Genomic DNA, 25,367 nt, shown 5'->3' with positions numbered 1-25,367 from the left:
ATCCAACTAAAGTGTCTATGTTGCTAGGGCGTGCTGACCTTTCGTGGTTAAATTTTGTTCGAGATAAAAGCGTTTTAATCGCGGCGAGGGATATGTAGCCTAGTCATTCTAAGCAAATCTCCCTCAACAAAGAGTAAAACGCTGCAAAAATCAGCTCGAAAGATCAACACGCCCTAGCTAGTTTGATCCTTGAGTGTCTGGAATCCAAAGTAAATTCGCATGAATGTAGTTAGCCAGCACGCGGTGCCAAAGGTGTAGGCGATAACAGCAAAGTGTTGAGGCCAAATACAGAACGCGATGAAACAAGCGATGGTTTCAGTGCCTTCGGTTAGCCCTGACATGTAGTACAGAGACTTATGCTTATAGACTGGGTTTTCGATGCCTCGTTTGCCTGCCATCACGGCAAACGCCAAAAAGCTGCTGCCAGTACCGATAAAAGAGAAGATCAAAAACGCACCGGCAATGGCGTTGTGTTCTGGGTTCGCAATAACAAAGCCAAAAGGAATTAACGAATAGAAAAGGAAATCGAGACTGATGTCGAGAAAACCGCCCGCATCGCTGATGCCTTGGATTCGAGCCAAAGCCCCATCAAGCCCATCACATACTCGGTTGAACACAATGAAGCCTAGCGCCCATTCGTATTGTTGAAATGCCAACGCCGGAAACGCTAAACACCCGACCAGAAAGCCAAATAAGGTGGTTTGATTTGCCGTGATACCGAATTGACTCAGCAACTTAGCTGATTGGTTTAATGGCCACTTAATGACCTTGATGGAGTACTTATCCAGCATGATGACTTCTCCATGGCCAAGACAGCACTTGCGCCCCTTGAGGTACGTCAGCTTCGTCGTGCGTGACCATTAATGTTGGGATATTTGCTTTCGTCAGCTGTTCGAAGACCCAATCGCGAAATTGTGCTCTTAACTCTTGGTCTAACTTACTAAACGGTTCGTCGAGTAGGGCGAGCTTCGGCTTCGCTAATAACATACGAGTTAAGCTGATTCTTGCACGTTGACCGCCAGATATTTGATCCGGGAAAGACTCTGCCAAGTGAGTTAGCTCTATGTCTTTTAGTGCAGCCATAGCTTGCTGTTGACGAGCGGAGCCCTTAATTGAATTAGGCAGAGAGAACGCCAAGTTTTCCCATACCTTGAGGTGAGGGAACAACAAGTCATCTTGAAAAAGAATACCGACTTCACGCTGATGTGATGGAAGGTCATCCAGCTGAATGTCGTTCAAAATAACGGTGCCAGAATACGAAAACTCATCATTTAAGTGCCCAGCTACGGCGTCCAACAAGGTCGATTTTCCGCAGCCGCTCGGCCCCATCAAAGCCAATACTTGGCCTGATTCTAATGTTACGTTTAGCGCTGAAAACAGCGATACACCATCGTTTTTACGGATGGCGAGGTCGTTGAGGTGCAGACTCATTCGTTAGAAAACCTTTAAAAGTAAGACGGCGATATCTGAGTTGAAGTCGGCTGACTAATATCGCTAAAGAGAAAAAGAACAGAGGCAATAGGGCCTGCCAAATGGCATAGATAGCTGTCACTCTGCGGTCGAAACCACTGGTAAGGGCAACGGCTTCTGTGGTGATTGTGCTAATACGGCCCGCGCCGAGCATCAAGGTGGGTAAGTACTGAGCCAAACTTACGCTGATCCCGACCGCCCAAGCAAAGGCAATAGCGGGTAACAAGATAGGCAGCTTGATGGAGTACCAGCTTTGAAATGGCGATTTACCCAAGCTCAACGAGGCTTTTATCAGGCCGTCATTGAAGCTTTTCCAAGGGCCATCCAAAGACAGATACACAAACGGGAAAGCAAAGAAAACATGCGCCCAAATTACCCAAAATTCATAGGCGCTGCTGCCGATATAAAGCGTGGTCACTTGCATGCCGAACAATACCGAGAGTTGAGGTATCAACATGGGAATCGCGATAATAAAGCCCGGAACTTGCCACTTGTATTTGATTCGGTACTCATGAGCTACCAGCGCGAGTAATAAAGCAACGGAAGCGGCAATAAGGCCAATCCACAAGCTTTGCCCGACGGTGCTCATGATGCCATCCCACTCAAACTCCCAGAAACGCATGCTGTAGCGACTTGGAAGTAAATCAGGGAAACGCCAACGTTGGGCAACACTCCAAATCCCCATTAGTGGAATGATCAGTAGTGACAATGCAGCAAGCACTGCGAAGATCGTTTTTCCTGGAAGGTTAATACCTGTTCTGCCTGAATATTGCCAAGTTCTAAAGTACTTGAGAATTGCCCATTCGATTAGACGCGCTAGGGCGATGATCAACGAAGCTAAACCGAATAAAACGATGGCGCCAGCGGCAGCTCGTGGCAATAGATTAAGGTCTGGGTCGTTAAACCATTGCCATACCAAAACGGCAAAGGTCGGCGGATTGGTTGGGCCAATGATCAGAGCGATGTCGACAACCGATACGCTGTAAGCAAGCACCGCCAACATAGGGAAGCGAAGCTTGGTAAACCATTGTGGGAAAATACACTTCCACCAGATCTGAGCACGGCTATAACCCAGAGAGGCACTGACCTTAGTGATGCGTTCAACATCGATTTGTTGAAGTATCGAAATGCTCATCAGCAATAAGAAGGGCACTTCTTTGAGTGCGAGCATAATGATTAGGCCAAACGCGTAAGGATCTTTTATCAGCAAAGCCAATTCAGAGCTTGTAGCCGATTCACCAAGTAAGTGATGCACGGCTCTTGCGCCAAGCCCTGTTGGGCTAAACAGAAAAGCAAAGCCGATAGCGAAAGCCACATGCGGAATGGCAAGCATTGGCGATAGCGTTAGCTCAATCTTTCTCCAAAACTTGCTTCCCCAAGAAGCCTGAAGAATACAAAAGGTCAGGAAGCAGGCAATGTAGCTGCTGGCGACCGCTGAACCTAGGCTCAAACCAATAGAGTGCCAAGCCCCTTCCCATTGAAATACTTGGTTAAAACCGTTGAGTGTTGGTTCCTCTAAACCTAGGGGCGGGATGAAACTCAGTGACGAGGCCACTACTCCCGCTACCCCAGGAATCGTAGGGATAATGCACACAGCTATAACAACATAATATAGAGCGCGTAGCATGAATTTTAGTTACCGTATCGCTTAAGCCACTCTTTCTCGAGCGCGTTTTGCCAGCTTGGGTGTGGTTCATCAATCGATTTAAATTGTTGAGTATTCTTAGCGCTACCAGTCAGGTACTTGCTGCTTAATACAGAAGGATCACCCCAAACATTGAGGTCGCCTTTGCGCGATTGTGCTTCTGGGCTCAACAAGAAGTTGATGGTTACCTGAGCGCCAGCACTTGCATTAGCATTCCAAGGAATCGCAAGGAAGTGAATGTTAGACAGAGCACCGCTTTCTAGAGCATAGGCCTTGGTAGTTTCAGCTAGGCGGCCACTTGATTGTGCTGAATAGACAGAATTTGGGTTAAAGGTAATCGCTAAATCGAGCTGACCATCATCCAGAAGTTGGATACTTTCCGATGTGCCCGCTGGGAATTGTTTACCACCGCGCCATGCCACTTTATGGAATTTATCTAAGTAAGCCCAAAGTGGTGCAGTAACTTCTTGGAAGTTGTCTTCCGAAACAGGTTGAGCCAGTGCAGGGTTGTTGTCTGTTAGCTCAATCAGTAGAGACTTGATGAAGCTGGTGCCATGAAATTCAGGTGGGCGAGGGTAGCTTAAGCGGTTAGGGAAAGCTTGAGCGTAGCTCAACATCTCTGAAAACGATTGTGGCGGATTGTTTAGTGTCTCTTGGTCGTGGATGAACACAAGTTGTCCGACGCCCCAAGGTGCTTCTAAGCCTTCGGTTGGCTCCGAGAAATCGACATCAATTGGTAAAGATTTATCAACGTACTTCCAGTTTGGAAGTGATTCTGTGAATGGTCCAAATAACAGCGCATTGTCTTTCATCGAGCGGAAGTTCTCACCATTAATCCAAACGATATCGACACTGCCTTCGCTGTTCTTGCCTGCGGCTTTTTCTGCAAGTAGTCGAGTAGTCGTTTCAGCAATGTCGGTTACTTTTACATGCTTTAAGGTCACACCGTAGTCACTTTGTAACTCCTTGCCTGCCCATTGTAGGTAACGATTAATTTCTTGGCTTCCGCCCCAAGCGTGAAAGTAGACAGTTTGTCCCTCTGCCTGCTGTTCTATTTGGTTCCAGCTATTGGTTGATGTTGCTTCATCAGCGTAAATGGCTGCGCTGTATGCAACGGTTGCCATGATTCCTAACGTACTTACTATCTTGTTCATAAACTTTTCCATTTGGTAGTGAACGGGCAAGAGCATTGTATTTTCAAACTCCCTAGGGCGTGTTGACCTTTCGTGGTTAAATTTTGTTCGAGATAAAAGCGTTATAATCGCGGCGAGGGGGAAGTAGCCTAGTCACTCTAAGCAAATCTCCCTCAACAAAGAGTAAAACGCTTTTAGCCGAACCCTTCGGGCAGCGTTTGCTGGTCATTTCTACTACGTTATCGGCTTCTCATGTAGGCTAGCTACACATCAAAGCCTCTGCCTTGTATAAATACCCAACAACTCGCTGCAAAAATCAGCTCGAAAGGTCAACATGCCCTAGTAGTACACAAGCAACATGGTAGAATGCCGCCATTAATCTTATCCTTGTATAAGATTGTTGAACCTTTCCATCGCTATTTAGCCAAATCATACCGAGAAACTTATGCCATTTTCCAAGCTTGGATTAAGCTCACCTATTGTTAAAGCCGTTGCAAAACAAGGCTATGAAAAGCCAACCTCTATTCAAGAAAAAGCAATTCCGATTGTGCTTTCTGGTAAGAACCTAATTGCTGCTGCACAAACAGGTACAGGTAAAACTGCGAGCTTTGTTCTCCCTATCTTAGAAATGCTAAGTAAAGGTGAAACACAACGTAAAAAACGTATTCGCGCTGTTATTCTGACACCAACTCGTGAGCTTGCGATTCAGGTTGAGCAGAACATTACTAAGTACGCGAAGTTCCTAAACCTAACATCACTAGCGATGTACGGTGGCGTATCTTACCAACACCAGAAAGACCGCTTGATCGAAGGTGTCGATATTCTTGTGGCAACTCCAGGTCGTTTGATCGATATGTACGGACAACGTGCCGTTCATTTTGATGAAGTTGAAGTACTGGTTCTTGATGAAGCAGACCGCATGCTAGACATGGGTTTCATCGAAGACATCAACAAGATTATCGCGCGTTTGCCACAAAACATTCAAAACCTGTTGTTCTCAGCAACGCTATCAACGCCAGTTCGTGCGCTAGCGAAAAGCGCAATCAGTGAAGCGGAAGAGATTTCAATTGCCAAAACTGACGCTTCTAAAGCGAACATTGAGCAATGGTTGGTAACCGTCGATAAAGACCGCAAATCTGCGCTATTAAGTCACATGATCACTGACGGTGAATGGGACCAAGCGCTTATCTTTATCGAGACCAAACACGGCGCGGCTAAGCTAGTTGCCCAACTTGAAAAACGTGGCATCCAAGCTGAAGCTTTCCACAGTGGACGTAGCCAAGCGATTCGTGAAAAGATTCTGGCTGACTTTAAGAAAGGTCGTCTAAAATATCTAGTTGCGACAGGTGTTGCTGCTCGTGGTATCGATATCGATAATCTAAGCCGCGTAGTAAACTACGACATCCCATTCCCAGCAGATGATTATGTTCACCGTATTGGTCGTACTGGCCGTGCTGATGCATCTGGTGAAGCGATCTCTTTCCTATCGAAAGACAACTTCAAGAACCTGTGCATTATCGAAAAACGTCTTGGTCACTTGATTGAACGTCGTGTTGTTGAAGGTTTTGAACCACGCAAAGAAGTGCCAATCTCTGTATTGAACTTCGTTCCTAAGAAGAAAAGAGAGCAGCAACAAGACTAAGTAATTTCAGCTATAGAAATGAAAAAGTCGCATTAGCCAAAATGAAAATAAAACGAAGCCCATGTGGCTTCGTTTTGCTCTTAGAAATACAAATAAAATTGAGGCAATAAGATGATCACTCCTATCGCAACGAGATTAACCCGAGGCCAAGACCTAAAGCTTGAGATCCAAAAGCTAGTGACAGCGCACAATATCTCAGCGGGCTCTGTCGCGTCTTGTGTCGGGTGTGTTTCTCAACTCAATATTCGTCTGGCTAATGCAAACAACACCAAGCTAATTATAGCTCCGTTCGAAATTGTGTCACTTATGGCGACGCTAACCCCGAACCACCAGCATGTTCACCTATCCGTTGCTGATGAAAATGGCAATGTGATTGGTGGGCATCTGCTTGAGGGAACGATTATCGCCACCACCGCTGAATTAATTGTGCACCGTTACGATACTTTGACCTTCAACAGAGAGCATGATGATACGACGGGTTACACTGAGCTCACTATCAGCAGTAACACATAATAGCTTCACTGATAGCAGCACCAAACGCCTCATATAAAGCGATACCACCCAATAGTAATTAGGAAACACGATGGCTCCAAACTCCGCAGACTCCGTTATCGTTCTCGATTTCGAAACCACAGGCTTATCACCAAACATGGGTGACCGAGCGATTGAAATCGGTGCGGTTAAATTAGTTAACGGCGAAGTCGTCGACACCTTTCAGCAACTCATGAACCCAGGGTTTCGTGTTAGTGGATTCATTGAAAGCTATACCGGAATCAGTAACCGTATGTTAAGCACAGCGGCCAGTTGCAGTGAAGTGATGGATGAGTTTGCAGACTTTATCCAAGGCAGCCAACTTGTTGCTCACAATGCATCGTTTGATAAGCGCTTTCTCGATGCGGAATTAGACTTTATTGGCCGAGACTACACAGGCAAGTTCGCTTGCTCAATGTTGATTGCTCGCCGCCTAATCCAAGATGCGCCGACTCATAAGCTAGGCGACCTTGTGCGCTTTAAGAATATCGACAACGACGGTACTTTCCACAGAGCGTTAGCCGATTCAGAAATGACAGCACGGTTGTGGTTATTGATGATTGATGAGCTTCAAAGTGACCACGGCATTCAACAGCCGAGTTTTCAACTGATGCAGAAAATATCTAAGACCGCTAAAGGCTCTATTCCAAAGCTGCTGATGAGCAACAGAAATTAAATATCTAAACTCTCTCCCCTTCAAGTTTGATTGACAGGCTAGTCACATGGATAACTACTAGCCTTTTGGAACGAAAGAAGACTCTACTCCTGCAGTGATTCAAATGTTCCTTTAAGGCTTGCTAATTCACCCATGAAATAAGCCCACTGCTTATTAGTGCTGCTTTCTACGATATCGACTAAAAAATTGGCTGATGTCTGCATATTCTTATCAAGCTTAGACTCCAGTTCTTTAGGATAATAAGCTTCATTGTTCAAAAGTAAGTTCATAATAATCGGCTGAGCTATATCTAAGTCGCTTTTTTTTTCCATCAGTGTCGATAAATCTTGGTAGGTATTATTTTGATATTGGCGCCAGTTATCGTTGGTATTTACCCACTTTTGGGACCAAGCAAGAATAATCTTTTTTTGCTCTTTCGATACCGTCCCTAACCATCGCTCTAGCCTATCTTCTATTCGACTCCGATATCGCTCTCTCGAATCTTCATCATCCAATGATAATCTTTCTTCGTAATACTCGTGTTGCTTTTCTCTAAAGTTCTTTAAGAATTCCTTATCTTGCTCAGGGGTAAGCTGCATACTTAATGCATAAATATCAGGAGAGAACTTATTAGCGATTGAACGAATATGGTCTTTAATTTTGTCACTTTGTTCAGAGATAAAAGCAGAATTCATATCAGAACGATCTGTGTTTTGGATCACTTGCAGTTGCGAAATATATAACGGCAGTTGAGTTTCTTTATGCCATTGCTGTAATAAGTCGAGGCGCTCTTCGAGCTCTGATTCCTGACTATTGGAAAGAGTTACAAAGTCTTCAATATAGCTAACGACAAACCAGCTTATATTGTTATAGGCAAATTTAGTCCCGCAGCCAGAGAAAAGAAAACAGCTTAATAAGACTAACCAACGACACTTTCTCATTACACCCTCTCACAACATTTTACTCAACAACGAACCTCAAGACGATCTTATAACATTAGCTACAAAATCGGGTTCTCGTAAAAACTTTCGGATAAATTGAGACTCAGACTTGCTAATCTAACTATTTCGGCAAATGATTAAACTAAAAATAATTAATGGCAGTGATGTAACTTGATTTTTATTGCTCATTTGACGCAATACGAACCCTATAAATGAGTTGGGTTGGCGTATTTCAAATGATTGATATTTGGGAGGGGAGCTATGGCCGCTATTCCTGATCATCCAAGCGATTTAGAATATGAGCTTTGTTATTTTGACGATGGTTCAATAACCACAATCACGATATTGGTTCACAATCGAAAGGAAGCGATGACTTGGTATCTTAGCGAGGGAAAACATATCAACGATCTTTATTCGATAAGACCCGATGAATAATGCTTTGGTAAAGAGAACTAGGTCGATAAACCTAAGAGAGTAAACTTGAGTGGCATTTTGTGGAACACCCTTTACTGCAATGTCATTAAGAAGCAATCTCGTTAATTAGACATATCGCAGCAAAGGGATTCAGTCTCGAATTATTTCAGAATTCGGGCGCGGAATTGACGACCCTTCATCTTACCTGATTCGATTTTGCCTAGTGCTTTCTTAGCCATTGATCTTTCTACAGCAACGTAAGCGCGCATCGCGAACAAGTTGATCTTACCTACTGATTTACCATCAATACCGCCTTGGCCTGTCAACGCACCAAGGATATCACCTGCGCGAAGTTTCGCTTTCTTACCACCATCAATCTGGATCGTTACCATGTTTGAGTAGTACGGCTTAGCAATTGGTTTAGCTGGTAACTGAGACGGTTCGATTGGCATATCCATGTACTCATCAATTTGAGCAACACGGTGCATCTCTTTTTCGCTAAAGAAGCTGATAGCGACGCCTTTGCTTCCTGCACGTCCAGTACGACCGATGCGGTGTACGTGAACTTCAGGATCGCGAGACAACTCAAAGTTGAACACAGCATCTAGGTTATCAACATCAAGACCACGAGCAGCAACATCTGTTGCAACCAAGATAGAGATGGTTTTATTTGAGAACTGAACCAAAGCTTGGTCACGTTCACGCTGTTCCATGTCGCCATGAAGCTCAATAACACTGAAGCCACGGTGGCTTAGCTCGTCGTTTACGTTCTGTACTTCTTTCTTAGTATTACAGAACACAACCGCTGACTCTGGTTGATGATGAAGAAGCATTAGCTCTAGTGCGTCATCACGAGCTTCAGTACCTTCAACCTTATAAAAGTGTTGCTGGATGCTTGAGTGATCGTGTGTTGATTCAACCTTCACCATTTCAGGGTTATTCATGATGCGGTCTGCAACAGATTTAATCTGTTTAGGGAAAGTTGCACTGAACAATAACGTTTGACGATCTTTTGGTGCAGCTTCAATAACAGCATCTAGTGCATCTTGGAAACCCATTTCCAGCATGCGATCGGCTTCATCTAACACAAGTGTGTTCAACTCAGACAAGTCAATACGGTCTCTCTCTAGGTGGTCCAGGATACGACCAGGAGTGCCCACAAGAATGTGTGCGCCATGCTCTAATGAACCAATTTGTGGGCCCATTGGCATACCGCCACATAGTGTCAGCACTTTAATATTGTGAATACCACGAGCAAGAGTACGGATCTCTTTTGCTACTTGGTCTGCAAGCTCACGAGTCGGACATAACACTAAAGACTGAACACGGAAACGCTTAACGCGTAGGTTTTGCAGCACGCCTAAACCAAAAGCAGCTGTTTTACCTGAACCCGTTTTACCCTGACCGATAACATCCTTGCCATCCAGAATAGTAGGAAGACTTAACGCTTGAATAGGCGTCATTTCAGTATAACCAAGAGAATCTAACGTATTTAGAAGCTCTGGCTTAAGGGCGATTGAAGAGAATTTTGAAGTGCTCAATGGAAATATCCAACTGGTGAAAAACAGAGTGCATTATGAGTGTTTTTGAAAATTATTCCACCTTAATCACAGTTTTGAAGAAATAGGTTAGGCGAACACAAAAAAGCCAGCTTTGTTGGCTGGCTTATCGTCATTTTCGAATTACTTCTTATGGCACACCGTGACCTTTTGAGGCAACCCAAACGCGATACCATTGCTCGCGCGTCAGTTCGATTTTCAGTGCATCAACGGCCGTTTTCACACGCTCAATCTTACCGGAACCAATAATAGTAATCGGATTAGAGGGTAATCGACGAACCCAAGCGTAAATTACTTGGTCAATACTATCTGCACCCACTTCTTGGCGAATGGCTTCTAGTTCATTACGAACACGAATCGCTTGTGCTGAATCGCCACTAAAGATGCTACCACCACCGAGACAAGACCACGCCATTGGACGAATACGGTTCATCTGCAGTTGATCTAGCGTGCCATCATGAGCTACTTCGAAGTTCAATGGGTTGATTTCAACTTGGTTAGTCACTAGTGGCTTACCTAGTCGAGATTGCAGTAAGTCGAACTGACGCGGTGAAAAGTTAGAGACACCGAAGTGCTTAACTTTACCTACCTTATGTAGTTCAGCGAACGCTTCTGCTACTTCATCCGCGTCCATCAATACGTCAGGGCGATGAATCAGTAATACATCAAGTTCGGTTACACCCAAACGCTCTAGAGAGTTATTTACTGATTGGTAAATATGGTGCGCGCTGGTGTCATAGTGATTGATCTTGCGATCTGGAGTGTGGTCACCACACAAGTTGATGTCGCACTTGGTGACGATTTGAATATCATCTCGAAGGCTCGGCTCAAGCGCTAATGCTTCACCAAACAACTTTTCACATTGGTAGTTACCGTAAATGTCCGCGTGATCAACCGTTGTGATGCCAAGATCAATGTGCTGCTTTAGGAAAGTCAGACGTTGTTGCGGGGTCATACCCCACTCAGCTGTACGCCAGTATCCTTGCACCAGCTCAGAAAGTTCTGGGCCTTGTGGCGCTACCGTTACTTTTGCAACCATGGGTTGTCTCCTTTATCAATACTGAACGTATCCTAAGCTCGTTTTACCGAAGGCTCAACGTATAACAAATGGCAAAGGTAAACGCTTACTAAAAATGTGAGAGCCACAGAAAAACGAACACTTAAATGAATTATAACTTGCTGTCTGCCCGTGAGCCGTTCTCCTGAAAGGCTTGTTTACTCTGATGAATGACGAAACCATCTATAAATTTGAGCAATTAAAAGCGATTTAGTTCAACCGTTAAGTTGTCACCATCACTATGTAACTGAATCCAAGGGGCTGAAGAACTAGAAGAAGATGAGGAAGAGCTAGGCACATTCCATACACTCATTTGCTCAGAGGAATGATGTGGTGAGTTGATGAATTCTACGAGTTGTTTATCTACCTTGTCGTAACCAACTCCCTCACGTTTCGCTTGTTCGAGTTGAGCGACGACATCAAAATCATCCTCTCCAATGCGAATTGAACTGAGAGCAAAGCCATCTTGACGAAGATATGCCTGAAGCTTTGTGTAACTTAGGTTCGAATATGGCAGATTAAGGCGAACCACTTCGACGCTTGAGTCACCCAACTCCAGTTCAACATAAACATCCAAATCGTAATATTGGGTTAAGTCACTGCACAACAGAGTGCCTTCAACTTCGCCACAATCCATAAGATCGATATCGTTAATATAGTTTTGAGAACTCGGTTGAGTTGGGTTGCTATTGAATACCGTCCGTAACCACCAGCTTTCACTCCCTTGCGCAGAAAATGAAAGGGTATTCAGAGTCAATAACAAAGGTAGGATTAAGCTAGGAAGAGTTCTCATTATTTGTGCTTATTTCACGCGGTATGGAGCGTGCATTATACGTGACCAATCAACAAACAACTGCTCGATTTACATCTATAAAACTAAAAATATTGCTCAAAGATAAGATTAACAAACTTGATACTAAGAAGAGTTGCACTCTGTTATATCTGTCGTCACACAATACACCCCATGAATGTGTCATAATGTTGAAATTAATGAATAATTTACAAGGAACGTCCATGACTGCAACGAACTATCTCAACCAATTGAACCAAAAGTATCTTGCGACTCATAAAGCGAAAGAAGACTTCTTTTGGGATACTTATATGGGGATCAGTGACGACCATGATGGCTCGACACTCGCGCAGACCCAGTGGACTGAATTTCTTAGCTCTGCCGAGCAAATTGCTGCTATCGAAACGCAACTCGCTACTATCGAAGAAATTCAAGACCCTCAAGAAAAAGAGAGCACGCTAACAGGCTTGAATGGTTGGTTAGCGACCTTTAGATCTCACGCTATTGAGTCTGAGCAGTCACAGAAGCTTAAAGCCGAACTCATAAAGTTTGAGGCTGAACTGTTTGAGAAAAAACAGAATCATGTAATGACTTACGTGAATGAAGCGGGCGAACACACAGAAGGGTCATTACCGGTTCTAGGTTCAACAATAAGAACCAATAGTAATGAAAAAGTTAGGCTTTCAGCTCACCAAACACTATTAGGTTTAGAGCAGTGGCTGCTGGCTAACGGCTTCATTGAACTCATCAAAAAACGTAACCAATTTGCTCAATCACTGGGGTTTAAAACCTTCTTTGATTATTCCGTCGTTAAAACCGAGCAGATGACAACTGAGCAACTGTTTACAATTCTGGATGACTTTGAAGTTCGCACGCGAGATAACCATCAACAAAGCCTAGAGAGCTTAACTCAGAAAAAAGGTCAGAGTGCTCTAGAAGCCCATAATTTCACCTACTCTTTTGCTGGTGACGTTATGAATGATCTCGACCCTTATGTACCCTTTTCAAAATCACTGAGACGCTGGGTTGAGTCTTTTGGTCGTCTTAATATCGAATACTCACAAGCAACATTGAAATTAGATTTGCTTGATCGTAAAGGAAAGTATCCAAACGGTTTCTGTCATGGGCCAATACCTTCTTTCTACGACCAAGATACTTGGGTAGCCGCTCAAGTTAACTTCACGAGCAACGCCAAGCCCGACCAAATCGGCAGCGGCTATGATGGTATCAATACGCTGTTTCACGAGGGCGGCCACGCTGCGCATTTCGCTAATGTTAAAATGAACGCGCCTTGTTTCTCTCAAGAATTTGCACCAACATCGATGGCTTATGCCGAAACTCAATCCATGTTCTGTGACAGCTTATTGAATGACGCCGATTGGCTAAAACAGTATGCCCTGGATTCAGAAGGCCAAGCAGTAGCTGATGAGCTAATCAAAGCCATCATCGATAACAAACAACCGTTCAGAGCCTACCAAGAACGAAGCATTCTTGTTGTTCCCTATTTCGAACGAGCACTTTACGAATTGGCGGATGAAGATCTAACCCCTGAAAAGATCACTGATCTTGCTCGTAGCAGCGAGAAAACGATTCTGGGATTGGCTTGTAGCCCTCGCCCATTGATGGCGATTCCACATCTACTGTCGGATGAAGCCTCATGCGCTTACCAGGGCTACCTATTGGCACACATGGCGGTGTATCAAACACGTGCTTATTTCACCGATAAGTTTGGCTACTTAACGGATAACCCAGAGATCGGCCCTTTGTTAGCTAAGCACTATTGGCACCAAGGCAATAGTGTGAATCATAATGGGACAATCGAAAGCCTGACTGGGGAAGGTTTTAATGCCAAGTACCTCGCTGACGAGTGCAACTTATCGCCAGAAGAAGCTTGGGCTATTGAAGATCAAAAAATCAAACAGCTGTCGACAAGAGAGCGAGCACCAGTCGCTGATTTGAATGCGAAGATATCGATCGTCGATGGAGCAACTGAATTAGCGAATAACGACAAATCAAATTCTCAAATGTGTGATGAGTTTGAACACTTTATCGTTGGGCAATACGGCCGATAGCGGGTGCTGAGCATCTGTAAGCAAGGTTGAACCAAAAAACTCAAACGAAAAAAAGGACGATATTTAATCGTCCTTTTTATTTACAGCATCGACCCTACACAGTGACACAATTTAAACGAGATTGAACATCAAAAATAATGTCGACAGAATCAAGGCTTCTTAGTGATTTCCTATGAATACCACATATCTGCCCTGTCAAAACAATATAAAACTTTTCTGTTTTGAGTAAATTCCAAGCTTCATCAAGAGATTCAGCATAAACCTTGTTCTTGAGATCTTGCGGGCGAGTACCTGCAACTCTTCCATGTTTACGCGCCAATTCAAATAATCCATTTCGATTCGGTTTACATGTAAACAGAGTGTCATTTCCGTAAATAACACCCTTGGCAGTAATGCTCTTAACCATTACATTCTCCAGATTATCATTCCACTCATAACACTGAGTGCCAAACCACATATCGGTTGGATACTTAAACGGCAAAACGAAGAGAACATGGTGTAACGACCGGGCATGCGACACACCATAGCAATCAGATTTAAAGTTCTTAAGCTCTCAAAGCTATTAAGCTATTAAGCTATTAAGCTATTAAGCTATTAAGAGCTTAGAAGTAGTAGTAAGCTGCTGCGAATACGTGTGTTTCTTCGTCGTACTGTGCGCTAGTTGAACCCATGCGTGCACCATCAATATCTTGTTTGATATCAATACCCATGTCAGCGTTGTCTGCAATACGGTACATTGCCGCGATGTTGATGTAAGAAGCATCTACGTCCGCTTGGCCATCAAGTTCATTGCTGTTAGAGGCGTAACCAGCTGCAATTGTTAGGTCTTCAGAAACCGCGTAACCACCTGAAACGTAGTAACCCGTGTCTTTCTCAGAATCTGCGTCATCAATCCAAGAGTTCATACCTAGTGTTAGGTCACCAATTTTTACGTTACCAGTTACCGTGTAAACTTCGTAATTAGCTTCGTAATCACGATTTTCGTAACCTGCGTATAGGTTGAATACTTCTTGCTCTAGACCGATGTAGCCGTTCACACCTTTGTCGAACTTATCATTGTTACGAGAATCTTTCGTTTCGAAGTAAGAGATACCGTAAGCGATACCGCTTGTTGCACCCTGGAACTTAACAACATTGAAGCCGTCAGAAGCATCACCAGCAGAAGCGCCAAACTCGTAAGTGTTATCACCAGCACCGTCAACTTTATCTAGTGCTGTATCATTTTCCCAACCGAATGAAGCGATACCGAAACCAGTGTCAAAACCAAGCCAAGCTTTGTCTACATCAGCAGCAGGGCCAGTATCGATGCCATTTGTCCACTTGTAGTTAACTGAATCATTCGCTGAAACGTTATTGTCTGTTGTGTAGTTCACCATCAAGTCTGTTTCGAAGTAACCAACAATACGGTTGTTACGGTAGTTTACTGCAAGTGTTAGGCCTGTAGCCCAGTCATCGTAGAATGCTTTAGAACCAGTGTCGTAGTAACCGCCAACACCCATAGCACCAGATACTGAGAATTGATCTTTATGCATTGAATCAAATGCGAACATGTCTTCATTCTGGCTGTTTTGGCTGCTTGTATTTACCGCGAAAGCTGAACTTGAAATGCTTGCAATCGCAAGTGCTACTAATGTCTTTTTCATAATAACCACTACCTATATATTGATTCGGCCTTGTTAGTCCGGCCTTTTGGAGTAGCGCTATTGTTCAAAAATTTGTGTTGTGGATATACCGTAAAACTACTGGAATTTTATCGTTGCGATGAATTTAATTACATAATGATATGTTGATATTACTTTTATATTGAGAAGCGCAACCCAATCGTAAACCCAATATCAGTGCTGTTATCCATATTGCGAATATTCTCTGTCATCAAGGCTTCTAAACTAAACCTATTGAATCGGTACCTATAACCGAGCACCACTTCATTAGACGGCTCTGAAAAATCTGGTTCATCCGTTGCCCACCCTTGATAATTTAAAGACTCAACTAACAAACTGTGCCGAGCATTAAACATATACTCATACCCTAATGCCCAACTTGCGCTGAACCCCTCTAAACTAACTAAGTAGTCATCACCGTTACGGTGAACCAAACCTACCGTTGAAAAAAAGTTATGCCTTAAGGTGATAAAGCTGTAGTTAAATTGGACGCCTTGTTCGAAGCTAGTTCTGGCAAACCGGCCACTTTTTACGTTGTTGTAAAATAAAGAGCCACCAGCAGAGAGCGACATCGGCCCTCTAGAATGCAACAGAAGCTCATTGTAAAAAGTCAGCGCATTGGTTAAATCATCCCCCTCAAAATCAGACACATGAACCCCTGCATGATTAAAATCCATGGTGAACTGATCTTCAGCCACTTCATCACGGCCATTTTGTCCAATACCAAACAGATCGTGAAAACCCATCACAAAACTGGCTAAACCATTATCTTTTGCAGTCACAACTCGATAATCCAGCTCGGTTTTCCAAATTGGAGATGCTTGCCACTCAATCGCAATATTTGACTGGTTTTGATAATAGTCGAGCGAATACGCACTCGTGTGTGCCCATATACTGGCTTGGGTATAAGAGGACTTGAACTCAATAGTCCCCACCCTTTTGGGCTGAGCAGAACGAAGTTGTGTTGAAAGCACATTTGAATGAATAGGTGACTGCGCATAGACAAACATTGGGGATGCGTTCGCGCTTGCAGTAGGATGAAAAAAAGTCAGTATCGAGACTGAAATACTCAGTAACGCCCTTAAACTTATCACAGTGTTTACTCGGTTGTATAAATGCCCGATTTTATTAAAAAACACCGTTCAATTAATGCAGTAGATCTACCGCTTATCATCCTAACATTTAGATTAAAGAGTTATAAAAAAACGAAAATTAGAACCTCTCGAAAATGTAAACATCTTATCTTGCACTGTGCTTTACGAACGCATAGTCTTCGGTATATTAACCTGATGAATATATTGATAGAGGAAAGGTATGTCGGCTACTAACCTAAATTTTGAACAATTGTTGATGAAGCAATCGACGACTCTCATCAATAGCGATCCTCAGTGTTTTCAAGCTACTTGGTCAGAAGCGAGCTTTGACGTACTCGATTGGTTTGGGATGGATCGTTTAACACTCTACCCTAACTCAATGGTCTTACTGGAAGACGGAAAGACTTGTTCAGTATCGAAAGCGAACATACCCCCGGTCAATAAACAGAATCTCATTGGTGGCAACTATCTTGATTATTTAAAGCTGCTAAAGACCAAAAAAACTTATCTCGCGTTTTCGAAAGACGACCTCGAGAACACTCAGAATTACGTATTAAAGCAGTTATACAAAGAAGGGGGGCGATGGCACTGCATCATTCCTTTGCAACTCTTTAACCAACGCTGGGGAGCACTGTCTTTTACTAACTTTCACGACAACGATACCACTTTCGATCTCGAAGACATCCAGCGCTTAAAATTAGTCTGTGAGCTTTGGCTCTGTTATTGGCAGCACTCAACACTAGCCAGAACATTAAAGCAAAATGAGAATCGGCTAGAAGATGACAGTGACAAATTACTCTTACTCACCAAGAAGCAGACCAAAGTGTTGGCCCTTATTGCTCAAGGCCTAAGTGCAAAAGAGTGTGCGGAACAGCTCCATCTAAGCTCTCGAACTATAGAATCGCATAAGTACAGAATGCTTGGATTACTCGATTTGAACAACCACAATGACCTTCTTCAGTTCGCGTTGCGTAATGGGTTAGGTATTACAGAAAACCTGCACACAACGCGTTAAAGCAATCTGTTGACCCTGTAAATCATTCTGTGTTCGATGACCTTCAGCTCTTTATATCTCAAGGTTCTGTATTTCTTGAGTTTAAGGACACTGGTTACTCGTTACCTTCACTCAGAGCAAATTTAATTTCATCCGACGAAAAGCCTTTTCGACTTAGCATAGCGTAAGCTTTTGAGCGCTCTTTGTGATCGTTGAGGTCATAAGATTTCTTTTGTAGTTGTTCTAAACACGAAGAGTAAAAATCCAGTTGCTCTTCGTTAATTAACCGATCGACTAACGATGACAGTTCGCTCGTGTCTATTTGTCGCTGTCTAAGCTCTTGCTGAATAGCAGTCAAGCCTTTGCCTTTACGAGCATACTTAAGCACTTCTTTTTCCAAATCGGCTTTCTCTGCCTTAATTTGAATATTGCTCTTCAGTTCATGCGCTTGTGGGTGCTGGTCAATCGCTACCTTAACTTGTTGATAGCTAAAACCACGCTTTTGCAGCGTCGCAACCAGCTTTTCACGGCTCATGGTAAAGCTTGTGTAGTAATGGTTGATTCTGTCTATCAAGATAGTTTGTTCATCAATAGACTTTTCGAAAGACACCTTATGGATAGCATCAGAAATCACTGAATCCATCAGGCCTTTCTTTTTCAATTTTTCAACAATATACCGAGAACCAAATTCACCTGAGAACGCTTGTTCTACGAATTGTTCAGCAAACACTTGGTCAGACTTGAGATACCCAAAGCCCTTCAAAGTATTCAACGTTTCATCGATCCATTCTTGATTGTCGGTTTTCACTTTCAGCTTCGCTACCAACTCACTTTCCGTCATATCCCTCTGAGTTAAATGCCACATCGCAGAGTTCATAACACTTTCAATTCGCGTCGCTTTTCTTACCGTTGTATTTCTACTATTCGTTTTTTGCTGTGAATCATTCATTCGCTTTCAACTGTCCAAACTAAGCCTACCTCATCATAACTTAATTCTAAGGCGGTTGAGTGACATAAAAGAATGAAGATCAACATAAGCGGCAGCCAATAAAAATGGACGCTTATTCAGCGTCCATTTGATATCACATTAAGTAGAAATCGACCTTAAGCCGTACTTAGTTTTTTTGGATTAGCTCTCTTCGTGATTGTAAACATGTACATCACGTTGAGGGAATGGAATCGTGATGCCCTCTTCATCGAAGCGTTTCTTCACGGTTTCCGTCACATCCCAATACACTTCCCAGTAGTCATCTGTCTTAACCCAAGGTCTTACAACAAAATCAACTGAAGACGTATTCAAGGTGTGAAGCTTGATCATATGCTCTGGTTTTTTCAACACTAGAGGGTGAGCAAGAATGATGTCGTTCAATACCGATTTTGCTTTATCGATATCATCTGAGTAACCGATACCAAAAACCATATCAACACGTCTCACACGCTCTGCTGTGATGTTGTTGATCACGTCACCCCAGATCTTGTTGTTTGGGATCACCAAGCGTTGGTTATCGATGGTTTGAACGGTTGTCGATACTAAGCTCATGTCTTTTACAGTGCCTTGAACACCAGCGACTTTGACCATGTCGCCAACATCGTACGGACGGTAGATCAAGATCATCAAGCCCGATGCAAAGTTAGACAGCGTATCTTGCAATGCAAAACCAATGATGACACCCGCAACACCGAAACCCGTTAATAGTGGTGCTAGCTCAATCCCTATTTGAGACAGGGCGATCAGCAAACCAACAAACACGACCGCTTTAGATGCAATTGATACAAAGAAGTCCTGCATCAATACACTGAAGTCCATTTTAGAGTGCGAAACACTCTTACGAACGGTTTTACGAGCCACATTAGCAATAAGGCGAGTTACATACAAAATACCGAGGAAAAGCGCGAGTTTAACGATAAATGAAGGGGTATTTTCAAAAGCCCATGAACTGAATGAACGAAGCCAACCATCCAACAACTCCAGTGCAACATCAACATCCAATACATCAGCGTTAATGTCGCCGGTGGTCGCTAATAGAATACGCTTGTACGAGGTGACATCCACACCAAATGGCACCATCATGGAGATACTTTTCTCTAAGCTGGCAACCATAACGCTGGTTCGTTCTCTGAAACGTATTAATTCAGTTTTTATCGTCGCCTTTTCTTCTTCACTCACAAAAGACAAACGGCGCTCTAAATCTTGACGCTGCGTGTCTGTGTAGAGAATCGCATTTGTCAGATATTGCGAACGAGAAACTAGTGCGGTTTTTAACTGACTTTCCGCAGCCGATACATCAACGCCTCGATCTTTTGACCAACTTAAGGTCTTAGAAAGTTGCTGATAGTAGTCATCCATCATTCCGATACGTTTTTGAATCAACAATTCAAGACGCTTTTTTGCATCCCCTTCAGCCGAACGGTTGTCTTTGCTCATAGAGACAATTTTAACTTCGTTCAATGACAGTAAATGCTGTAAAAGCTCTACTTGCTGGGCAAGAACAGCGTCTAAGCCTTGCTTCTTATCAGATGATAATTGGGAGGATATCTCTTTGCGTAGTGCTTGGTTCTTTCTTCGCAATATGTCTTCTAGAAACGGCTTTTCAGCATCGTGCGCTGTTTCTAATGTGGCTAGGTCCAGCATTAGCTGGTCTTGTACTTCTGCTATTTTATCGACGCTTTGCGCAAAACTTCCAAATGCGACAAACGCCAACATTAACAATAGACAACGCCAAACCTTCATCATACTAATTCCTATTATTGTCTAAATTGACCCTATAAATAGTAGTAAAAAGAAGATGGATAACAAGCATTTAAACGTATGTTGTGTTAAAACTTTGCAAATTATCAGCCTGTATCTAATATTTGAGAGTTCCAATCCCCTCTTATGACCTGTAGAGTACGCAACCAACAAAGAACAACAGCCAATATCGTCATTTAGGTGCATGTACTAAATCGCCTTAAATCCTATGTTGGCTCACAGCAAAAGAGCATAAAAATGAACAACGAACTTGATGTTATTGAGTCTCTAGAAGAGCTAGAGCAATTCCTAATTTCAGTAGAAGCAGGGGGCTTAGGTCTTGAAGACGTTGAAGGCGTAGGTATGGCCACCAATAATTCTGATGGTCGTCATTTCGTTGCAGTATTCAACAGCAGTCACAAGGTTTTACTCGCTCGCTGGATCACTAAAGAAATCTTTGAAAATGGTAAAGACCTTGTGCGCAACGGTCCTCGCCGTTCTCACTAAATCTTTCCAATAGCACCAATGGTTAAAGCCCAATATGTCCATCTGCGATCTGTTGGGCTTTTTTGTATCTCCTCATGATGAATAGAGCATTCTATACAGGATAAATTAGCGATAACTTCCAGTTGTTGTGAACTTTATCTAGAACTCAATGTCGTATTCGCGTGAGTTGTTGTTTATGCATCGTGTATCTACGGTATATCGCGTTTATGCATCGTTTCACTTTAACAATTTCATGACTTGTGACTCGAAGAGATCTTATTTAAGCTAACCGTAATTCAATGAGCTCGCTTTAACTATTAACTATTAACTATTAACTATTAACTGATTAGATTACTGACTGATTTGCTGAACACATCGCTACTTATCTTATCCACACAGAACCGCCGACAAAAGCATTCGCTTTGGGCGCTGTTCCTTACCGGACTGGTTATCGTAACTTGTCTGGCGAGTACGCTGTCTGCAAACAAAGTAACCACTTCAGCTTCCCTAATTGGACAATCAATACTTGTCGGCGCAGAAACCAGCCACCCACAAGCAATCGGCGCATCTTTCGATAAAATGTCTGAGCTCTATGCCAGCGTTTTTGGTTCAGAAGCTTCTAAAACTCTGTCAGCGCCAAACTCTAGCGCGTGCAGCCTAAGCTCCAAAATGCTCACCTTCGCAACACCTAAAACAGGTTGGCTGATTCCTTTTATCCTGTTTATTGCGGTTGCGTACAGCCTATCACCACACATATCGAGATTGTCTAGAGATAACCATCGCTCTTCTCGACCTACAAAACACCGCTTACATCTAAAGCACTGTATATTTAGAGAGTAAATAACCGGGCTACTACACCCTTTTATTTATTTTTTGGAGATACATTTGTGTACAACACACTACTAACTAAGTTTGTCGATTCGTTGGCATTCTGCATGCGTACATGCGCGAAAGCGCTAGTCACTGCCCTTTTGGTTATGACGTCATTTACTGCTTTGGCACAGACGACGGGCTGGCTCAGCGTGCCTGAACATCCACCAGTCAAGATGCGAATGATGTCGACGGGTGAACAATCGGACGACGGTTCTAAGATTCAAACGGTGCTTGATGTCGTTCTCGATGGCGATTGGAAAACCTATTGGCGTAGCCCCGGCGAAGGTGGTATCCCGCCAAGTTGGGACTGGTCTGGTTCAACAAACATAGAGTCGGTAGAGTGGCATTGGCCGATCCCTAAGTACTACGAACAACTCGACGTGATGACGTTAGGCTACAAAAAACACGTCAGCTTTCCCGTTACGTTGACACTGAAAGACAACACAAAGCCAGCACTGTTCAAGGCGTCGTTCACCTTTCCGTCGTGTACCAATATCTGTGTGTTAACCGATTACGACATCGAGCTGCCGATTGATCCGCAAACATTAGAGCTCGATGAAGAAGCGATGTTCTTGTTCAATCAAGGCATGAGCCAATCTCCACGAGAAGCTAACCGTACTTCAGTGAACGGCCTGTTCTGGGATCAAAGCAAACAACAACTGGTGACTCAGCTAACAAGTAAGGAAGGCTGGGATAAACCGATGGTATTGATTGATGGACAAGAAGTGCTTGATGACTTCTTCTCTCCACCAACCGTCCACATCACAGACAATACAATGACCGCAGTATTCGATGTGAGTAACTGGATCGGCGAGGTCGACTTAACGGATCGCACAGTGAGTATTACCGTTTCAGATACTAACTTTGCAGAAGAGATGACCGCGCAAGTTGGGTCAGACCCGATAGCTTACCAAACAAGCAACAACAGCTTTCTAGTCATGCTCGGCTTTGCGTTAGTGGGCGGTTTGATCCTCAACATCATGCCGTGTGTTCTACCCGTGTTAGGGATGAAGCTAAACAGCATCATTCAGAACCAAGGTGCTTCAAACCGCCACATCCGACTCTCATTCCTAGCGTCTGCTGCGGGGGTTATCACTTCGTTTGCGCTACTAGCTCTAGGCATGACCGTTCTAAAAATGGGTGGCAATGCGATTGGTTGGGGAATCCAGTTCCAAAATGTTTGGTTCATCGGGTTCATGCTGATCATCACCCTACTGTTCTCAGTTAACCTACTCGGTCTATTCGAATTCAGGCTTCCGTCAGGCTTAAACACTTGGATGGCAACCAAAGGCGATGATTCCCATTCCGGTCACTTCATCCAAGGCATGTTTGCGACACTACTGGCGACGCCTTGCAGTGCTCCATTCCTAGGAACTGCAGTGGCTTATGCTCTGGGCGCAAGTTACCAAGAGTTGTGGGCTATCTTTATCGCACTCGGTATTGGTATGAGCGCACCTTGGTTGATCTTCGCGTTATTCCCAAGCCTAACTAAATTGCTACCAAAACCGGGCGCGTGGATGTTCAAAGTTAAGTTGGTATTCGGCTTAATGATGTTCATCACCAGTCTGTGGTTAACAAGCCTGCTGAGCCCATTCGTTGGCAAGTTCCCAACCATCTTGTTGTCACTGTTTATCGTCGTTTCAGTGTTAATTTGGATTGGCATGAAATTAGGACGCAAGGTACTGATTCCTATCATGGCAACCACAACCTTGGTATTTGGTGCTGCATTGATCGTCGGTAGTGTTACTGCTGATAACTGGGCAACGCCAATTGTCGATAACCTTGATTGGCAGAAACTGGATGCGAAACAAATCCCTCAGTTGGTCGAGCAAGGAAAAACAGTCTTTGTCGACGTGACTGCTGAATGGTGTATCACCTGTAAAGCCAACAAAATTAGCGTCATTCTTCAAGATCCTGTCTACAGCCACCTACAACAAGAAGACATTGTTTTGATGAAAGGCGATTGGACAACACCAAGTGAAAGTGTCACTCAATACTTACAAAGTAATGGGCGATTTGGTGTGCCATTTAACATCGTCTACGGTCCGAGCTATAAAAGCGGTATTCCACTGCCTGTCATTCTCAACAGTGACACTGTCGTTCAAGCCATCGACGCTGCGAGATAATTGATGAAGACGCCCAACAACGAACAAAAGCCAAGCCGTCTTAAGAAGTGGGGAAAGGAACTCGTTTCAATGATACTGATCGTTGGCGTGGTTTCGTTTGCCATGGATTTTTACCACAGCAGAAGCATGCCTCAAGGAGACGCGATTCCAATCGTGGGTCAGTCGATCCAAGGGGAAGATATTGATGTTATCGAGCTAAGCAAAAACGGTAAGCCCGTTATTGTCTATTTTTGGGCGACTTGGTGTAGCGCGTGCAAATTGGTGAGCCCGACGGTTAATAGCTTCAGCGACTCCCATCAAGTAGTTTCTGTCGCACTTTCATCTGGCCCTGACGAACGTGTTCAGCGCTTCTTAGACGCCAAAGAGTATGACTTCCCTATTATCAATGATCTCTCTGGATCGATCAGCAGAAGTTGGGGAGTCAATGTCACGCCAAGTATTGTCATCATCAAAGATGGAAAGATCAGCAGCATCGCAACCGGCGTTACTTCCCCTATCGGCCTGTGGTTAAGAACCTACTTTGCATAACTCGCTCACTAAGAAAAACAGAGCAGAGCAAATGAACCGATTAAAGCCAATTTAACAAACAATAATACCGTGAGCGCGACCCAAAACGTGCTCACGATTATCAAGAATTAGAGAAAAACAACATGAAAAAACATCTGATTAGCACACTTATTTTAGGCTCACTAATGAGCACAAGTGCCTTCGCAGAGTTAAGCACAGAACAAACCCAGCAACTCGAAGAAATTAACCAGTTCCTGAAGGAGAATCCTTCTACTATTTCAGGATTGCATACCAGTTTAGAGCAGTATGTCGCAGGCCAAGCGCAAGCAAAGAAAGATCAAGCTGAGAGTCACGACTGGTTATATAACAATGACGCTCACCCAATCACGGGCAACCCGAATGGCAAATCAGTAATCGTTAACTTTACTGACTACAACTGCCCTTACTGTAAGCGCTTGGAAAAAGGCTTGGTTCAATTAGCCTCTGAAAACAGCGACATTAAAGTGATCAACGTGTACTTGTCATTTAAGCAGCAACAAGTAGATGGCCTTGATACCAATGCGGCTCTATACGCGATGAAAGTATGGAAAGATAACCCAGCAGCCTTCCCTGAAGTCAACAGACTGCTGATGGCAAAAAGTGGTATTCACTCGAAAAGCTCACTAGAAGCCGTTGCCAAGAAGACGGGAACAGAGGCGGAACTAAAAACAACTCAAGAACAAAACCAGGTTCTAACCACTAACCACCAAACCTTCAGTGCACTCGGCTTAACGGGCACTCCAACCATGATGATGAACGGAGATGTTTTACCAGGATATGTGCCTTACGACCGACTTAAAGATATCGTGGATGACGCTTTGTAATCGTGCGTAGATAGAGATAAAGACTCGAAAGAGAAGTGAATAAAAGCCGACTCGCGCAACCCACAGTCGGCTTTTTCATTGTTTGAATAAAGTAGATATTTCATTTACCTTAAATTTAAAGGTGAG

The 25,367-nt window shown here is 43.6% G+C and carries 24 protein-coding genes; 11 read left to right on the top strand and 13 right to left on the bottom strand.

Translation table 11 applies throughout. The features are described 5' to 3' along the window. Positions 1–173 precede the first annotated feature (173 nt). From ACED53_RS01955 to ACED53_RS01940, 4 genes are read right to left on the bottom strand one after another with little or no spacing between them, the layout of a single operon-like run. Complete coding sequence (locus tag ACED53_RS01955) at positions 174–791, bottom strand: CDP-alcohol phosphatidyltransferase family protein (protein ID WP_017099429.1); 618 nt, start codon at positions 789–791, stop codon at positions 174–176. After that, positions 781–1,431 carry an ATP-binding cassette domain-containing protein gene (locus ACED53_RS01950; protein ID WP_012603669.1) on the bottom strand — a complete coding sequence of 217 codons (651 nt, stop codon included), beginning with the start codon at positions 1,429–1,431 and terminating at the stop codon, positions 781–783. Before ACED53_RS01950 ends, ACED53_RS01955 begins: the two co-directional genes overlap by 11 nt. Beyond that, complete coding sequence (locus ACED53_RS01945; protein ID WP_017099428.1) at positions 1,397–3,097, bottom strand: ABC transporter permease; 1,701 nt, start codon at positions 3,095–3,097, stop codon at positions 1,397–1,399. The genes ACED53_RS01950 and ACED53_RS01945 overlap by 35 nt, the downstream gene beginning before the upstream one ends. A 5-nt stretch (positions 3,098–3,102) precedes the next feature. Further along, positions 3,103–4,269, bottom strand: coding sequence for an ABC transporter substrate-binding protein (locus tag ACED53_RS01940; RefSeq protein ID WP_029224023.1), 1,167 nt, complete (start codon positions 4,267–4,269; stop codon positions 3,103–3,105). A gap of 424 nt (positions 4,270–4,693) precedes the next feature. Between ACED53_RS01940 and ACED53_RS01935 the strand changes: the two genes are divergently transcribed. The 3 genes from ACED53_RS01935 to ACED53_RS01925 all read left to right on the top strand — a co-directional run bounded on the left by ACED53_RS01935 (position 4,694) and on the right by ACED53_RS01925 (position 7,097). Beyond that, the gene (locus ACED53_RS01935; protein ID WP_010431064.1) at positions 4,694–5,890 is read left to right on the top strand and encodes a DEAD/DEAH box helicase; all 1,197 of its coding nucleotides are present in this window, start codon (positions 4,694–4,696) and stop codon (positions 5,888–5,890) included. A gap of 111 nt (positions 5,891–6,001) precedes the next feature. Continuing rightward, positions 6,002–6,403 carry a PPC domain-containing DNA-binding protein gene (locus tag ACED53_RS01930; RefSeq protein ID WP_017098681.1) on the top strand — a complete coding sequence of 134 codons (402 nt, stop codon included), beginning with the start codon at positions 6,002–6,004 and terminating at the stop codon, positions 6,401–6,403. A gap of 70 nt (positions 6,404–6,473) precedes the next feature. Further along, positions 6,474–7,097, top strand: coding sequence for a PolC-type DNA polymerase III (locus ACED53_RS01925; protein ID WP_017098680.1), 624 nt, complete (start codon positions 6,474–6,476; stop codon positions 7,095–7,097). 83 nt (positions 7,098–7,180) lie between these two features. On the opposite strand, the gene ACED53_RS01920 is transcribed toward ACED53_RS01925, so the two are convergent. Continuing rightward, entirely contained in the window at positions 7,181–8,017 is an 837-nt protein-coding gene (locus ACED53_RS01920; RefSeq protein ID WP_017099781.1) for a DUF6279 family lipoprotein, read from the bottom strand. A 261-nt stretch (positions 8,018–8,278) separates the two neighbouring features. Between ACED53_RS01920 and ACED53_RS01915 the strand changes: the two genes are divergently transcribed. Continuing rightward, entirely contained in the window at positions 8,279–8,452 is a 174-nt protein-coding gene (locus ACED53_RS01915; RefSeq protein WP_009844771.1) for a hypothetical protein, read from the top strand. Between the two features lie 140 nt (positions 8,453–8,592). Here the strand turns inward: ACED53_RS01915 and dbpA are convergent, their stop codons facing one another. The 3 genes from dbpA to ACED53_RS01900 form a co-directional block, all read right to left on the bottom strand. Continuing rightward, on the bottom strand, positions 8,593–9,972 hold the full coding sequence (gene dbpA / locus ACED53_RS01910; protein WP_009844770.1) for an ATP-dependent RNA helicase DbpA: 1,380 nt from the start codon (positions 9,970–9,972) through the stop codon (positions 8,593–8,595). Between the two features lie 148 nt (positions 9,973–10,120). Further along, positions 10,121–11,029, bottom strand: coding sequence for an aldo/keto reductase family oxidoreductase (locus ACED53_RS01905; protein ID WP_012601001.1), 909 nt, complete (start codon positions 11,027–11,029; stop codon positions 10,121–10,123). 217 nt (positions 11,030–11,246) lie between these two features. Next, positions 11,247–11,840: a hypothetical protein gene (locus tag ACED53_RS01900; protein WP_017099780.1), complete on the bottom strand. Its 594-nt coding sequence runs from the start codon at positions 11,838–11,840 to the stop codon at positions 11,247–11,249. Between the two features lie 221 nt (positions 11,841–12,061). Between ACED53_RS01900 and ACED53_RS01895 the strand changes: the two genes are divergently transcribed. Beyond that, positions 12,062–13,909, top strand: coding sequence for a M3 family metallopeptidase (locus ACED53_RS01895; RefSeq protein WP_017099779.1), 1,848 nt, complete (start codon positions 12,062–12,064; stop codon positions 13,907–13,909). A 94-nt stretch (positions 13,910–14,003) separates the two neighbouring features. Here ACED53_RS01895 and ACED53_RS01890 read toward each other — a convergent pair whose 3' ends face one another. From ACED53_RS01890 to ACED53_RS01880, 3 genes are all read right to left on the bottom strand, one after another. Beyond that, entirely contained in the window at positions 14,004–14,315 is a 312-nt protein-coding gene (locus tag ACED53_RS01890) for a hypothetical protein (protein ID WP_029222827.1), read from the bottom strand. Between the two features lie 196 nt (positions 14,316–14,511). Continuing rightward, positions 14,512–15,552: a hypothetical protein gene (locus ACED53_RS01885; protein ID WP_009844765.1), complete on the bottom strand. Its 1,041-nt coding sequence runs from the start codon at positions 15,550–15,552 to the stop codon at positions 14,512–14,514. Positions 15,553–15,707: 155 nt separating this feature from the next. Next, entirely contained in the window at positions 15,708–16,580 is an 873-nt protein-coding gene (locus ACED53_RS01880) for a DUF3187 family protein (RefSeq protein ID WP_017099778.1), read from the bottom strand. Positions 16,581–16,884: 304 nt separating this feature from the next. Here ACED53_RS01880 and ACED53_RS01875 point away from each other — a divergent pair, with 304 nt between their 5' ends. Then, on the top strand, positions 16,885–17,679 hold the full coding sequence (locus ACED53_RS01875) for a response regulator transcription factor (protein ID WP_017099777.1): 795 nt from the start codon (positions 16,885–16,887) through the stop codon (positions 17,677–17,679). A gap of 94 nt (positions 17,680–17,773) precedes the next feature. On the opposite strand, the gene ACED53_RS01870 is transcribed toward ACED53_RS01875, so the two are convergent. Next, positions 17,774–18,607 (bottom strand): RecX family transcriptional regulator, encoded by an 834-nt coding sequence (locus tag ACED53_RS01870; protein ID WP_017099776.1) that lies wholly within the window; start codon positions 18,605–18,607, stop codon positions 17,774–17,776. 180 nt (positions 18,608–18,787) lie between these two features. Next, a complete protein-coding gene (locus ACED53_RS01865) occupies positions 18,788–20,392 on the bottom strand; it encodes a mechanosensitive ion channel family protein (protein WP_017099775.1) in 1,605 nt (534 codons plus the stop codon). Positions 20,393–20,644: 252 nt separating this feature from the next. Here ACED53_RS01865 and ACED53_RS01860 point away from each other — a divergent pair, with 252 nt between their 5' ends. From ACED53_RS01860 to ACED53_RS01840, 5 genes are all read left to right on the top strand, one after another. After that, positions 20,645–20,893, top strand: coding sequence for a hypothetical protein (locus ACED53_RS01860; protein WP_009844760.1), 249 nt, complete (start codon positions 20,645–20,647; stop codon positions 20,891–20,893). 342 nt (positions 20,894–21,235) lie between these two features. Further along, positions 21,236–21,712 carry a hypothetical protein gene (locus tag ACED53_RS01855; protein WP_017099774.1) on the top strand — a complete coding sequence of 159 codons (477 nt, stop codon included), beginning with the start codon at positions 21,236–21,238 and terminating at the stop codon, positions 21,710–21,712. Positions 21,713–21,807: 95 nt separating this feature from the next. Next, on the top strand, positions 21,808–23,871 hold the full coding sequence (locus ACED53_RS01850) for a protein-disulfide reductase DsbD (RefSeq protein ID WP_032498994.1): 2,064 nt from the start codon (positions 21,808–21,810) through the stop codon (positions 23,869–23,871). A 3-nt stretch (positions 23,872–23,874) separates the two neighbouring features. Beyond that, complete coding sequence (locus ACED53_RS01845; protein WP_029225344.1) at positions 23,875–24,399, top strand: protein disulfide oxidoreductase; 525 nt, start codon at positions 23,875–23,877, stop codon at positions 24,397–24,399. A 122-nt stretch (positions 24,400–24,521) separates the two neighbouring features. Then, positions 24,522–25,241, top strand: coding sequence for a DsbA family protein (locus ACED53_RS01840; protein ID WP_017099771.1), 720 nt, complete (start codon positions 24,522–24,524; stop codon positions 25,239–25,241). Positions 25,242–25,367 lie beyond the last annotated feature (126 nt).

Source organism: Vibrio sp. 1F169 (assembly GCF_041439605.1).
Lineage (GTDB): Bacteria > Pseudomonadota > Gammaproteobacteria > Enterobacterales > Vibrionaceae > Vibrio > Vibrio tasmaniensis_A.
The sequence above is the reverse complement of the archived record's forward strand: the minus strand, read 5'-3'. Positions and strand labels throughout refer to the sequence as shown.

Coding starts and splice junctions, on each gene's coding strand:
- ACED53_RS01955 (WP_017099429.1), bottom strand. CDS start 791: ATGCTGGATAAGTACTCCATCAAGGTCATTAAGTGGCCATTAAACCAA.
- ACED53_RS01950 (WP_012603669.1), bottom strand. CDS start 1,431: ATGAGTCTGCACCTCAACGACCTCGCCATCCGTAAAAACGATGGTGTA.
- ACED53_RS01945 (WP_017099428.1), bottom strand. CDS start 3,097: ATGCTACGCGCTCTATATTATGTTGTTATAGCTGTGTGCATTATCCCT.
- ACED53_RS01940 (WP_029224023.1), bottom strand. CDS start 4,269: ATGAACAAGATAGTAAGTACGTTAGGAATCATGGCAACCGTTGCATAC.
- ACED53_RS01935 (WP_010431064.1), top strand. CDS start 4,694: ATGCCATTTTCCAAGCTTGGATTAAGCTCACCTATTGTTAAAGCCGTT.
- ACED53_RS01930 (WP_017098681.1), top strand. CDS start 6,002: ATGATCACTCCTATCGCAACGAGATTAACCCGAGGCCAAGACCTAAAG.
- ACED53_RS01925 (WP_017098680.1), top strand. CDS start 6,474: ATGGCTCCAAACTCCGCAGACTCCGTTATCGTTCTCGATTTCGAAACC.
- ACED53_RS01920 (WP_017099781.1), bottom strand. CDS start 8,017: ATGAGAAAGTGTCGTTGGTTAGTCTTATTAAGCTGTTTTCTTTTCTCT.
- ACED53_RS01915 (WP_009844771.1), top strand. CDS start 8,279: ATGGCCGCTATTCCTGATCATCCAAGCGATTTAGAATATGAGCTTTGT.
- ACED53_RS01905 (WP_012601001.1), bottom strand. CDS start 11,029: ATGGTTGCAAAAGTAACGGTAGCGCCACAAGGCCCAGAACTTTCTGAG.
- ACED53_RS01900 (WP_017099780.1), bottom strand. CDS start 11,840: ATGAGAACTCTTCCTAGCTTAATCCTACCTTTGTTATTGACTCTGAAT.
- ACED53_RS01895 (WP_017099779.1), top strand. CDS start 12,062: ATGACTGCAACGAACTATCTCAACCAATTGAACCAAAAGTATCTTGCG.
- ACED53_RS01890 (WP_029222827.1), bottom strand. CDS start 14,315: ATGGTTAAGAGCATTACTGCCAAGGGTGTTATTTACGGAAATGACACT.
- ACED53_RS01885 (WP_009844765.1), bottom strand. CDS start 15,552: ATGAAAAAGACATTAGTAGCACTTGCGATTGCAAGCATTTCAAGTTCA.
- ACED53_RS01880 (WP_017099778.1), bottom strand. CDS start 16,580: ATGTTTGTCTATGCGCAGTCACCTATTCATTCAAATGTGCTTTCAACA.
- ACED53_RS01875 (WP_017099777.1), top strand. CDS start 16,885: ATGTCGGCTACTAACCTAAATTTTGAACAATTGTTGATGAAGCAATCG.
- ACED53_RS01870 (WP_017099776.1), bottom strand. CDS start 18,607: ATGAATGATTCACAGCAAAAAACGAATAGTAGAAATACAACGGTAAGA.
- ACED53_RS01865 (WP_017099775.1), bottom strand. CDS start 20,392: ATGATGAAGGTTTGGCGTTGTCTATTGTTAATGTTGGCGTTTGTCGCA.
- ACED53_RS01860 (WP_009844760.1), top strand. CDS start 20,645: ATGAACAACGAACTTGATGTTATTGAGTCTCTAGAAGAGCTAGAGCAA.
- ACED53_RS01850 (WP_032498994.1), top strand. CDS start 21,808: ATGCGTACATGCGCGAAAGCGCTAGTCACTGCCCTTTTGGTTATGACG.
- ACED53_RS01845 (WP_029225344.1), top strand. CDS start 23,875: ATGAAGACGCCCAACAACGAACAAAAGCCAAGCCGTCTTAAGAAGTGG.
- ACED53_RS01840 (WP_017099771.1), top strand. CDS start 24,522: ATGAAAAAACATCTGATTAGCACACTTATTTTAGGCTCACTAATGAGC.